15 protein-coding genes are annotated in these 11,344 nt (G+C 66.6%); 13 read left to right on the top strand and 2 right to left on the bottom strand.

Features of this window, described 5'->3' with window-relative positions:
- Nucleotides 1–61 precede the first annotated feature (61 nt).
- The 8 genes from UB43_RS14370 to UB43_RS14335 all read left to right on the top strand — a co-directional run bounded on the left by UB43_RS14370 (nt 62) and on the right by UB43_RS14335 (nt 6,329).
- On the top strand, nt 62–1,180 hold the full coding sequence (locus tag UB43_RS14370) for a chemotaxis response regulator protein-glutamate methylesterase (RefSeq protein ID WP_045212048.1): 1,119 nt from the start codon (nt 62–64) through the stop codon (nt 1,178–1,180).
- Complete coding sequence (locus UB43_RS14365) at nt 1,180–1,920, top strand: flagellar motor protein (protein ID WP_045212045.1); 741 nt, start codon at nt 1,180–1,182, stop codon at nt 1,918–1,920. The genes UB43_RS14370 and UB43_RS14365 overlap by 1 nt, the downstream gene beginning before the upstream one ends.
- A 16-nt stretch (nt 1,921–1,936) precedes the next feature.
- Complete coding sequence (motD, locus tag UB43_RS14360; RefSeq protein ID WP_045212524.1) at nt 1,937–2,821, top strand: flagellar motor protein MotD; 885 nt, start codon at nt 1,937–1,939, stop codon at nt 2,819–2,821.
- Between the two features lie 52 nt (nt 2,822–2,873).
- Nucleotides 2,874–3,662 (top strand): ParA family protein, encoded by a 789-nt coding sequence (locus tag UB43_RS14355; protein WP_045212042.1) that lies wholly within the window; start codon nt 2,874–2,876, stop codon nt 3,660–3,662.
- A 112-nt stretch (nt 3,663–3,774) separates the two neighbouring features.
- Nucleotides 3,775–4,713, top strand: coding sequence for a CheW domain-containing protein (locus UB43_RS14350; protein ID WP_045212040.1), 939 nt, complete (start codon nt 3,775–3,777; stop codon nt 4,711–4,713).
- 79 nt (nt 4,714–4,792) lie between these two features.
- The gene (locus tag UB43_RS14345; RefSeq protein WP_015476565.1) at nt 4,793–5,272 is read left to right on the top strand and encodes a chemotaxis protein CheW; all 480 of its coding nucleotides are present in this window, start codon (nt 4,793–4,795) and stop codon (nt 5,270–5,272) included.
- Between the two features lie 49 nt (nt 5,273–5,321).
- The gene (locus UB43_RS14340) at nt 5,322–5,681 is read left to right on the top strand and encodes a DUF2802 domain-containing protein (protein WP_167523289.1); all 360 of its coding nucleotides are present in this window, start codon (nt 5,322–5,324) and stop codon (nt 5,679–5,681) included.
- A 150-nt stretch (nt 5,682–5,831) separates the two neighbouring features.
- Nucleotides 5,832–6,329, top strand: coding sequence for a hypothetical protein (locus UB43_RS14335; protein WP_256205163.1), 498 nt, complete (start codon nt 5,832–5,834; stop codon nt 6,327–6,329).
- Nucleotides 6,330–6,335: 6 nt separating this feature from the next.
- Here UB43_RS14335 and UB43_RS14330 read toward each other — a convergent pair whose 3' ends face one another.
- Complete coding sequence (locus tag UB43_RS14330; protein WP_045212036.1) at nt 6,336–6,677, bottom strand: EscU/YscU/HrcU family type III secretion system export apparatus switch protein; 342 nt, start codon at nt 6,675–6,677, stop codon at nt 6,336–6,338.
- On the bottom strand, nt 6,674–8,284 hold the full coding sequence (locus tag UB43_RS14325; protein ID WP_045212034.1) for a flagellar hook-length control protein FliK: 1,611 nt from the start codon (nt 8,282–8,284) through the stop codon (nt 6,674–6,676). The genes UB43_RS14330 and UB43_RS14325 overlap by 4 nt, the downstream gene beginning before the upstream one ends.
- A 271-nt stretch (nt 8,285–8,555) precedes the next feature.
- Between UB43_RS14325 and ccmA the strand changes: the two genes are divergently transcribed.
- The 5 genes from ccmA to ccmE all read left to right on the top strand — a co-directional run bounded on the left by ccmA (nt 8,556) and on the right by ccmE (nt 11,344).
- Nucleotides 8,556–9,209 carry a cytochrome c biogenesis heme-transporting ATPase CcmA gene (gene ccmA, locus UB43_RS14320; RefSeq protein ID WP_156160412.1) on the top strand — a complete coding sequence of 218 codons (654 nt, stop codon included), beginning with the start codon at nt 8,556–8,558 and terminating at the stop codon, nt 9,207–9,209.
- Nucleotides 9,206–9,877 carry a heme exporter protein CcmB gene (ccmB, locus tag UB43_RS14315; protein ID WP_017520311.1) on the top strand — a complete coding sequence of 224 codons (672 nt, stop codon included), beginning with the start codon at nt 9,206–9,208 and terminating at the stop codon, nt 9,875–9,877. Before ccmA ends, ccmB begins: the two co-directional genes overlap by 4 nt.
- Nucleotides 9,878–9,942: 65 nt before the next feature.
- Nucleotides 9,943–10,689 carry a heme ABC transporter permease gene (locus UB43_RS14310; RefSeq protein WP_088416741.1) on the top strand — a complete coding sequence of 249 codons (747 nt, stop codon included), beginning with the start codon at nt 9,943–9,945 and terminating at the stop codon, nt 10,687–10,689.
- A complete protein-coding gene (ccmD, locus tag UB43_RS14305; protein WP_024765945.1) occupies nt 10,686–10,862 on the top strand; it encodes a heme exporter protein CcmD in 177 nt (58 codons plus the stop codon). Before UB43_RS14310 ends, ccmD begins: the two co-directional genes overlap by 4 nt.
- Entirely contained in the window at nt 10,859–11,344 is a 486-nt protein-coding gene (ccmE, locus tag UB43_RS14300) for a cytochrome c maturation protein CcmE (protein ID WP_045212029.1), read from the top strand. The genes ccmD and ccmE overlap by 4 nt, the downstream gene beginning before the upstream one ends.

Genomic DNA, 11,344 nt, shown 5'->3' with positions numbered 1-11,344 from the left:
CGCCGTGCGCGGGCCGCGAGGTCCGCGCCCGTGATGGAAGAAGTTTTTTTCAGGAGTGTCTATGGCTGTCAAAGTCCTGGTGGTGGACGATTCGGGGTTCTTCCGCCGCCGCGTCTCGGAGATTCTTTCGGCTGACCCGCAGATCCAGGTGGTCGGCACGGCGACCAACGGCCGCGAGGCGATCGATCAGGCGCTGGCGCTCAAGCCCGACGTGATCACCATGGACTACGAGATGCCGCTGATGGACGGCATCACCGCCGTGCGGACCATCATGCAGCGCTGTCCGACGCCGGTCCTGATGTTCTCCTCGCTGACCCACGAGGGCGCGCGGGTGACCCTGGACGCGCTGGACGCCGGCGCCGTCGATTATCTGCCGAAGAATTTCGAGGACATCTCGCGCAACCCGGACAAGGTCCGCCAGTTGCTGTGCGAGAAGGTCCACACCATCGCCAAGAGCAACCGCCGTTTTGCCGCGTACTCTTCGTACTCGTCGAGCCCGGCCGCGGCGGCGTCGACTCCCGCTGCCGGCACTGCGCGCCCGGCCGCTCCCGCTTCGTCGGGCGGCAGCCACGCGCCGGCTGCTCCGGCTCCGGCGACTTCCGCCGCCCCAAAGCGTAAGCCCTACCGGCTGGTAGCCATCGGTACGTCCACCGGTGGGCCGGTGGCGCTGCAGCGGGTCCTGACCCAGCTGCCTGCCAACTTCCCCGCGCCGCTGGTGCTGATCCAGCACATGCCGGCGGCCTTCACCAAGGCCTTCGCCGAGCGCCTGGACAAGCTGTGCAAGATCACCGTCAAGGAAGCCGAGGATGGCGACATCCTGCGTCCCGGCGTGGCGTTGCTGGCTCCCGGCGGCAAGCAGATGATGGTCGACGCCCGTGGCGCGATCCGCATCCTCCCCGGCGACGAGCGCCTGAACTACAAGCCTTGCGTCGACGTGACCTTCGGCTCCGCGTCCAAGGCCTATGGCGACAAGGTCCTGGCGGTGGTCCTCACCGGCATGGGCGCCGACGGCCGCGAGGGCGCGCGCATGCTCAAGCAGGGCGGTGCCCATGTCTGGGCGCAGGATGAAGCCAGCTGCGTGATCTACGGCATGCCCATGGCGATCGCCAAGGCGGGCCTGGCCGACGCGGTGTACAGCCTGGACGACATCGGCCGCCACCTGACCGAGGCCTGCGGCTGATGGATGTCCTCAGCCTGGTCGGCCTGATCCTTGCGCTGGTTGCCATCATCGGTGGCAACTTCCTCGAGGGCGGGCACGTCGGTGCCCTGGCCAACGGCCCGGCGGCGCTGATCGTGGTCGGCGGCACCCTGGCCGCTGCGCTGCTGCAGACCCCGGTCGCAGTGCTCAAGCGCGCCTTGACCATGCTGCGCTGGATGGTCCTGCCGCCGAAGGTGGACCTGGTCGGCGGCATCAACCATGTGGTCGGCTGGAGCATGACGGCGCGCAAGGAAGGCCTGCTGGGCCTGGAAACCGTCGCCGACGCCGAGCGCGACCCCTATGCGCGCAAGGGCCTGCAACTGCTGGTGGACGGCACCGAGCCCGAGGCCATCCGCAGCATCCTCGAAGTCGACCTGTTCAACCAGGAAAGCCGCGACCTGGCCGCCGCCAAGGTATTCGAGGCCATGGGCGGCTACTCGCCGACCATCGGTATCATTGGTGCGGTGATGGGGCTGATCCACGTGATGGGCAACCTCGCCGACCCCAGCCAGCTGGGCAACGGTATTGCCGTGGCCTTCGTTGCCACCATCTACGGTGTCGGCCTGGCCAACCTCCTGCTGCTGCCGATCGGCAACAAGCTCAAGAGCATCGTGCTGCGCCAGTCGTGTTACCGCGAAATGTTGATGGAGGGCCTGCTGTCCATCGCCGAAGGCGAGAACCCGCGCTCCATCGAGCTGAAGCTGCAAGGCTTCGTCGGCTGAGGGGGAGGGGATGCGCATGCCTCGCCGCAGACGCCATGAGGAACACGAGAATCACGAACGCTGGCTGGTGTCCTACGCGGACTTCATCACCCTGCTGTTCGCCTTCTTCGTGGTGATGTACTCGATCTCTTCGATCAACGAGGGCAAGTACAAGATCCTCTCGGAAACCCTGACCGGCGTGTTCAACCAGCCGGACCGTTCGATCCGCCCGATTCCCGTCGGCGAGGAGCGCCCGCGCACCCAGCAGCCGGACCAGTCGCTCAACGAGCCGCAGGACGACGGCCAGGCCCAGGGCAACCCCGATACCCTGCAGCAGATCACCGACAGCGTGCGCCAGGCCTTCGGCGACCTGATCTCCACCGACCAGCTGTCGGTGCGCGGCAACGAGTTCTGGATCGAGATCACCCTCAATTCCAGCCTGCTGTTCCCCAGCGGCGATGCCATCCCCAATGACGCCGCCTTCGAGATCATCGAGAAGGTCGCCAGGATTCTGGCGCCTTACCGCAACCCAGTGCACGTCGAAGGCTTCACCGACAACGTTCCGATCCATAATTCGCAGTACCCGACCAACTGGGAACTGTCCGCGGCCCGCGCCGCCAGCATCGTCCGTATGCTCGCCCAGGACGGCCTCGACGCCGGTCGGCTGGCGGCGGTGGGCTATGGCGAATTCCAGCCAGTGGCGGACAATGCCACGGCGGATGGCCGCGCACGCAATCGCCGGGTAGTGCTGGTGATCTCCCGCAACCTCGAGGTGCGCCGCAGCATCAGCGGGGTGGGCAGTGGCAAGGCGCAGCCGGACCCGGCGTTGCGACATGCTGGCACGCAATCTGCACCAGTGCTTGCCAGCGAGGCGCCCGACAGTGGCGCCGTCAATTCTTCGTCATCGGCCACAGGGCAATGAGAACCATGACTACGATCCTGAGCCGATGCTGTGCCACCGGGGAGCGCGCACTATGAAAGTCTGGGCGGTAGCCAACCAGAAAGGTGGCGTCGGCAAGACCACTTCCTCCATCGCCTTGGCGGGCCTGCTGGCGGATGCCGGCAAGCGCGTGCTGATCGTCGACCTGGACCCCCATGGCTCGATGACCAGCTATTTCGGCCACGACCCGGACACCCTGGAACACAGCGTGTTCGACCTGTTCCTGCACCAGGGCAACGTGCCCGAGGGGTTGCCGGAGTCGCTGTTGCTGCCCACCAGCCACGAGAACATCCGCCTGCTGCCGTCGAGCACTGCGCTGGCCACCCTGGAGCGCCAGTCGCCCGGGCAGAACGGCCTGGGCCTGGTGATCGCCAAGAGCCTGGCGCAGCTGTGGAACGAATTCGACTACGCGATCATCGATAGCCCGCCGCTGCTGGGTGTGCTGATGGTCAATGCGATGGCGGCCAGCCAGCACCTGGTGATCCCGGTGCAGACCGAGTTCCTCGCCCTCAAGGGCCTGGAGCGCATGGTCAACACGCTGAAGATGGTCAACCGCTCGCGCAAGCAGGCGCTGCCGTTCACCATCGTGCCGACCCTGTTCGATCGCCGTACCCAGGCATCCCTGGGCACCCTGCGGGTGCTGCGCGATACCTACCCGGAGACTCTCTGGCAGGCGTTCATCCCGGTAGACACCAAGCTGCGCGACGCCAGCCGCCTGGGTACGGTGCCCTCGCGCAATGACGGCAACAGCCGTGGCGTGATCGCCTACCGCGCGTTGCTCAAGCATCTGCTGGCCCACGTGCCGGCGAGCCAGGTAGCCTGAACATGTCGTTGCCGAGGCCGGCGGGCCCGAACAAAAGAATCCGACGGATGCGCTCAAGAGCGGCGCGCCCGCTGCCGATAGTCTGGAAAGTCACCTTGCGCGGTTATCCATCATGAGTCGTTCCGCTACCGCCACTCGCCCCCAGCTTGCGCTGCAGTCCTACCTGGACGCGCTGCTGCAGGAGGCCACTTTCGAAGACTTCGCCCCGGAACCGGTGGCGCAGCCTGTTGCTCCTGCTGTTGCTCCTGCTCCGGTCGCCCCGGTGGCGCTGGTGGTCAGCGAGCCGGTCGCGCCCTTGGTCGCCGAGCCTCAGGCTGCCGTCGTACAGGCGCCGGAAGCCAGCGTCAGCCTCGACGAATTCGAAGCGGCCGTGCTCGAAGAGCAGGTCCGTGATGCGCGCCTGAACGTCACCGCCCGCGTGCCGGTTGCCCAGACTCCGGTGGCAGAACTGCGCGTGCCCGAGACAGTGGTCCCGGTCATTGAAGCGCCTGTTGCCGACGAACCGTCGGCACAACTGGGCCAGGTCATCGACCTGCACCAGCCCGGCAGCGCCGAGATGCCCGCCGCGCCGCTGAAGCTGCTCGACGACGGCCGCCCGGTGTGGGCCGCCGAGCCCTTCGAGTGCCTGCTGTTCGACGTCGCCGGGCTGACCCTGGCAGTGCCGCTGGTCTGCCTGGGCTCCATTTATCCACTGGCGGGGCACGACCTGACCCCGCTGTTCGGCCAGCCCGACTGGTTCCTCGGCATCCTGCCGGGCCAGAACGGCAACCTGAAGGTGCTCGATACCGCGCGCTGGGTGATGCCCGAGCGTTACCGCGACGACTACCGCGAGGGGCTGCAGTACGTGATTTCCGTGCAGGGCTACGAGTGGGGGCTGGCCGTGCATCAGGTCAGCCGCTCCGTGCGCCTGGACCCGTCCGAGGTGAAGTGGCGCAGCCAGCGCCAGCAACGCCCGTGGCTGGCCGGCACGGTGATCGACCAGATGTGCGCGCTGCTCGACGTCTCGGCCCTGGCCGAACTGATCGCCAGCGGCGCCGCCAAGCGCCTGTAGCCCCGAGGCTGCGCGCAACCGGATTTGAAAGACAACCTCCACGCCGCAGGCGGCGTGGAACCAGAAGAGGCGAGGGGATATGAAGAAAACGTCAGCGCAAGGTGCCGAAGATCCGATTCTGCAGTGGGTCACCTTCCGCCTGGACAACGAGACCTACGGCATCAACGTGATGCAGGTCCAGGAAGTGCTGCGCTACACCGAGATCGCGCCGGTCCCCGGTGCCCCGAGCTACGTGCTGGGGATCATCAACCTGCGCGGCAACGTGGTGACCGTGATCGACACCCGCCAGCGCTTCGGCCTGGACCCGGCGCCGGTCTCGGACAACACCCGCATCGTGATCATCGAAGCCGACAAGCAGGTGGTGGGCATCCTGGTCGACAGCGTCGCCGAGGTCGTCTACCTGCGCCAGTCCGAGATCGAGACCGCGCCGAACGTCGGTAACGAGGAATCGGCCAAGTTCATCCAGGGCGTCTGCAACAAGAACGGCGAACTGCTGATCCTGGTCGAGCTGGACAAGATGATGACCGAGGAAGAGTGGTCGGAGCTGGAGAGCATCTGAGGTGCTGATCGCTCTGGTGGTGCTCGGTATCGCCTGCGCGGGCCTTGCGATGGCCTGTGTCTGGCTGTCTGGCCGGCAGCGTGCCCAGGAAGCCCAGGCGGTGCAGCTGGCCAAGCAGCTGGCGGTGTTCGAGCAGCGGCTGAAGGAGCAGGGCAAGCGCATCGAGTCGTACCAGCAGATCAATATCCGCATGGGCGAGGAGCTGCGCGAGCTGAACAAACAGGTTGCGCCGCTGCCCGAGCGCCTGGTGCGCATCGAGCAGCGCGACCCCACCAGCCTTTCCTTCAGCCAGGCCGCACGCCTGGTCGGCATGGGCGCAAGCCCCGAAGACCTGACCCAGAGTTGCGGCCTGTCCCAGGCTGAAGCCGAGCTGGTCGCCCGCCTGCATCAGGGCAAGGCGCGGGACTGAGCCCGCGTCGTCGCCCTTTTCGCGCCCTGCCGCCTGTCGGGATTTCTAGCTTGTAAGAATTTCACTACATGCAATTAGGACTCGTCTGATAAGAAAGGCGGCATATCGTCGCTAAATTGGCCTCGTCAAAATTTTTTCGAGGCCATCGATATGGCGACCATTTCCCGTCGGGCCATGGTGCTGTGCTCGCATCCCGGCCGGCTGTTGAACTACAGCGTGCTGCTCAATCGCCTGGAGTTCTACCACCTGAGCCTGTGCCTGAACCTGGACGAAGTGCGCAAGGCGCTTTCTGGCCGGCAGCGCTACAGCCTGTTCATCCACGACGACTTCCGCCCGGGCCAGAGCGAGCTGCTCAGCCTCAAGGCGCTGAGCCAGAGCAACACCTTCCGCCAGTTCCTGCTGGTGGGCAATTACAGTGCGGAGGAACGGCGCGGCCTGATGCAGTGGGCCTGGGCCAACCGCGTGCCGTTGCTGGATGTGCTGGACAAGCCGATTTCCCTGGCGCAGTTGCGCGAGGTGACCAGCAGTATGGTGCTCTACCACAGCGAAGACGAGCAGCCGATCCGCAAGGCGGTGCGCGAGTTCAGTGACTTCGCCCCGGCCAGCGACCTTCCTCCTGCCCGCAGCGGCTGCGAGTGCCGCGGCTGAGAAAGCTTACCGGTGCCGGGAGCCCGGCCCTTCCAGCAACAGCGGCAGCGCGTCTGGCGGCGCCCCTGGCTTGTCATTCAGCGGGCTCTTGCCCTTGAGGTACCAGGCGAAAGCGATGATTTCGGCGATGGTGCGGTAGAGCGCCTCGGGAATCGCATCGCCCAGCTCCAGGCGTGCCAGCAGGCGCACCAGCTCGCCGTTCTCGTAGATCGGCACTTCGTGGTGGCGGGCGATGGCGAGGATGGTTTCCGCCAGCTCATCGTCGCCCTTGGCAGTCAGCGTCGGTGCGCTCTGCCCGTCATAGTTGAGGGCGATGGCCTGGCGCGGCGCTTTCCTGGATTTCTTCATGCGGTCTCGTCCACCCAGCGTTGTTCCACCGCGGTGCGCGCGCCCTGGGGCGGCTTGCCCTGGCGGCAGCTCAGCTCGCCCACGCTGAGACCGGCGTCGTTCAGGCGCTGGCGCAGGGTGGCCAGTTCGCCGTCGATCAGGCTGGCGGTGGCGGCGCGTTCGGCCCACAGCTGGGTGCCAATGCTGCCGTGGGCCAGGGTGGCCTGGACCTGCAGTGGGCCGAGGCTGTCCAGGTCGAAGGCCAGATCCACGCGCCAGAGCACTTCGCGTGGTTGTTGCTCGCGTTCGCTCGCCGGGCTGTCCTTTTCTTCCTGCTGGATACGCACCTGGATCGGCACCATCTGCTGCTGGTGCCGCAGGGGAATCTCCAGCTGCCAGGTGTTCAGCACGGTGCCGTCGGGCAGCACGTCACTCTGCGCCAGGCTGCCCAGCTGGTGGGTCTGCAAGCGGGAGACCGCGGCGGCGGCCAGCTTGAGCAGCGACTCGAGGTCGCCTTCTTCTTCCAATTCATTGGCCAGCCGGCTGGGGAGCGGGAAGCTGACCGGTGGCGCTGTGCGCCCGCTGGTCTGTCCGATCACGCCCAGCGCATTGCGCACGAACGCCGGCATGGCCTGTGCCAGGTTGTTGGCACCGGCCAGGGCGCTGCCCGGCAGGTTGCCCAGCACCGCGGCTGCCGTACCCCCCTGGAGGGTTGGCAGTATCTGGGCAATCAGCCGCAGCAGGTTGGCCTTGAGGTCCAGGGGCAGGCCTTCCACGCCGCGCAGCAACTGTCCTTCGAGGAACGCGCCGCTTTGCTGGAAGGCCTGGGCTACGCCCTTGGCATCACTGAGCTGGCGGATGTCCGGAAGGGCGCCGAGCAGCTTGTCCACCGACTGGCGCAGCTCCGGGCTCATGTCCGGGTTGCTGCCGGCGCCCTGCAGTGCCTTGAACAGGTTGTCCAGCGGGCCCTGGCGGTTCTGCTGGGCGCCGAGCTGCAGGCTCAGGTCGAGCTGGTCCAGGCGGGCGTTCATCGGCAGGAACTGCAGGGCCTGCTGGTCCTGCACGCGGGCGCTGAGCAGGCTGTTGAGCGGGAGCGGGTTGGGCGATTCGATGCTCAGCTGGCGCCCGGCCAGCGGCGTGTTGAGCAACGTCACCAGGACCTTGTAGACCACCTGCTCGGCCTTGCCGAGGGCGATCAGCTGGCTGGCATCCACCTTGCCCTGGATCAGTGTGCCCACCGGCAGCACGTCGAGGTCGAGACTGCCCAATGGCGCCTGGCTGGCGCCGCCCAGGCCGAGCGAGCCGAGGCTCGGTTGTGTCAGCAGGGTGGCGGCAAGGCTGGTCTGGCTCAATGTCGAAAGCTGCAGGGTGCTGCCCTTGGGCAGCGCCTGCGGGCTTTCCGCCACCACCAGGGCTTGCTGGCCGCTGGCCATGGTCAGGCGCAGCAGCAACTGGAAATTCACCTGCCCGTCGCGTACTGCCAGCACTTCCGCATGGGCCTTGTCCCCCGGCGGCAGCAGGTCGCCCAGGCTTTGCGCGAGCTTGAGCGTCAGCTCGGCCGCGCTCTGCGGGCTGCGCAGCGACGGGGTAGGCGGTAGCGGACGGGAAGCGCCAATTTCACTCGGCATCGGGGACCTGCAGGCGGCGTGGCGGGGTTGCGCCCAGTGTATCGGCGGCGGTTGCGCGCACTTTAGACCGTCCGGCGGCAGGAGGGCAGGGCGGTGGTTGCGGATAGATGCGGCTCAAGGTGCGCTGATTTGACGTTACACCCTGTCGAAAAACCTGACGTCGGGCGTAGGAACGCCTGTGTATAATGCGCCGCCCGAGGCCGTGCTTGGCGGCCCGCGTGGTATGGCCGCGTTTTTGCACTACTGACTGTTTTCTGCCCGACGGTTGCCGATGCCCTTGACCCATCCCCTCCTCGAAACCGTGGCGCTCGCCTGCGAGCGGGACTGGCGCATGCTGTTCGAGCGTCTCGATCTGCGACTGGGCGCGGGCGAAATGCTACAGATCGTCGGCCCCAACGGCAGCGGCAAGACCAGCCTGCTGCGCCTGCTCAGCGGGCTGATGCAGCCCACCGCCGGTGAGGTGCTGCTCAACGGCAAGCCGCTCACCGAGCAACGCCACGAACTGGCCCGGCTGTTGCTGTGGATCGGCCACGCCGCCGGCATCAAGGGCCTGCTCACCGCCGAAGAGAATCTCGCCTGGCTATGCGCGCTGCACCAGCCGGCCAATCGCGATGCCATCTGGCAAGCGCTGGAAGCGGTCGGCCTGCGCGGTTTCGAGGACGTTCCCTGCCATACCCTGTCCGCCGGCCAGCAGCGCCGCGTGGCCCTGGCGCGCCTGTACCTCGACGCGCCACCGCTGTGGATCCTCGACGAACCCTTCACCGCCCTGGACAAGCAGGGCGTGGCGCAGCTCGAAGAGCACCTCGCCGGCCATTGCGAGCGCGGCGGCCTGGTGGTGCTGACCACCCACCACACCCTTGAACGCATGCCTTCAGGCTATCGCGCCCTCGACCTGGGCCAGCACGCACGGGAGGCGGCGCGATGAGCAACGTCTTCACCCTGTTGCTCGCCCGTGAAGCGCGCCTGCTGTTCCGCCGTCCGGCGGAGCTGGCTAATCCTTTGGTGTTCTTCGCCATCGTCATCGCGCTGTTCCCGCTGGCGGTCGGCCCCGAATCGGAAATGCTCAAGAACCTCTCGCCGGGACTGGTCTGGGTCGCGGCTTTGCTGGCGGTGCTGCTGTCGCTGGACGGCCTGTTCCGCAGTGATTTCGAGGATGGTTCCCTGGAACAGTGGGTCCTTTCGCCGCACCCCCTGCCCCTACTGGTCCTGGCCAAAGTGCTGGCACACTGGCTGGTTTCAGGGCTGGCCCTGGTGCTGTTGTCGCCGCTGTTCGCCCTGATGCTGGGCCTGCCGGCGCGCTGCCTGCCAGACCTGCTGCTGTCGCTGCTGCTGGGTACTCCCATCCTGAGCCTGCTGGGCGCCGTGGGCGCGGCGCTCACCGTGGGCCTCAAGCGCGGTGGCCTGCTGCTGGCCCTGCTGATCCTGCCGCTTTACATTCCGGTGCTGATCCTGGGCAGCGGAGCGCTGCAGGCGTCATTGCAGGGGCTGCCCACCGCCGGGCACCTGTTGTGGCTGGCCAGCCTGACGGCGTTAGCATTGACGCTGACGCCCTTTGCCATCGCCGCCGGGCTGAAGATCAGCGTCGGCGAGTGAACGAACGATCGCCGGGCTGGGAAGCGGCACCGGCGGCAGACTAGAGCTTTGAATTACAGAGCCTGATGATGAACTGGACTTGGTTTCACAAGCTTGGCTCGCCCAAGTGGTTCTACGAGATCAGCGGACGCTGGATGCCCTGGTTCGCGGTCGCCGCGATCCTGCTGATGGTTGCCGGCACCGTCTGGGGCCTGGCCTTCGCGCCGCCGGACTACCAGCAGGGCAACAGCTTCCGGATCATCTATATCCACGTGCCGGCGGCGTTCCTCGCCCAGTCCTGCTACGTGATGCTGGCAGTGGCGGGCGCAGTCGGGCTGATCTGGAAGATGAAGATCGCCGACGTCGCCGTGCAGTGCGCCGCGCCCATCGGTGCCTGGATGACCTTCGTCGCGCTGGTGACCGGCGCCATCTGGGGCAAGCCGACCTGGGGCGCCTGGTGGGTCTGGGACGCGCGCCTGACCTCGATGCTGATCCTGCTGTTCCTCTATTTCGGCATCATCGCCCTGGGCCAGGCCATCACCAACCGCGACAGCGCCGCCAAGGCCTGCGCCGTGCTGGCCATCGTCGGCGTGGTGAACATCCCGATCATCAAGTACTCGGTGGACTGGTGGAATACCCTGCACCAGCCGGCCACCTTCACCCTGACCGAAAAGCCGCCGATGCCGCCGGAGATGTGGATTCCGCTGCTGATGATGGTCGCCGGTTTCTACTGCTTCTTCGCCGTGGTGCTGATGATGCGCATGCGCCTGGAAGTGCTCAAGCGCGAAGCCCGCGCGAGCTGGGTGAAGGCCGAGGTGGAGCGCGCGCTATGAGTTTCGAGTCTTTCTCCGATTTCCTCGCCATGGGTCACCATGGCCCTTATGTGTGGTCCGCCTACGCCATCTGCGCGGTGGTCCTGGCGATCAACGTCGTCTCGCCGATCGTGGCGCGCCGGCGTTACCTGCAAGAAGAGGCGCGTCGTCTGCGCCGGGAGGCCAGCAAGTGAATCCGGTCCGCAAGAAGCGTCTGTACATCGTCCTCGCCATCGTCGCCGGCGTTGGCGTCGCCGTCAGCCTGGCGCTGTCGGCCCTGCAGGAAAACATCAACCTGTTCTACACCCCGACCCAGATCGCCAACGGCGAAGCTCCGCACGACACGCGCATCCGCGCTGGCGGCATGGTGGAGAAGGGCTCGCTCAAGCGGTCGGCGGACTCGCTGGACGTGGAGTTCGTGGTCACCGACTTCGCCAAGGAAGTCACGGTGAAGTACCGCGGCATCCTCCCGGACCTGTTCCGCGAGGGGCAGGGCATCGTCGCCCTGGGCAAGATCAACGAGGCCGGCGTGCTGACCGCCGATGAAGTGCTGGCCAAGCACGACGAGAAATACATGCCGCCGGAAGTCACCAAGGCGCTCAAGGACAGCGGCAAGCTGGAGCACTACGAAGCCAGCCAGAGCGGCAACGCAGCGCCGCAACAGGGGAGCAACTGA

The organism is Pseudomonas sp. 21 (assembly GCF_000955805.1).
In the GTDB taxonomy this organism is placed as follows: Bacteria; Pseudomonadota; Gammaproteobacteria; order Pseudomonadales; family Pseudomonadaceae; genus Pseudomonas.
The sequence above is the reverse complement of the archived record's forward strand: the minus strand, read 5'-3'. Positions and strand labels throughout refer to the sequence as shown.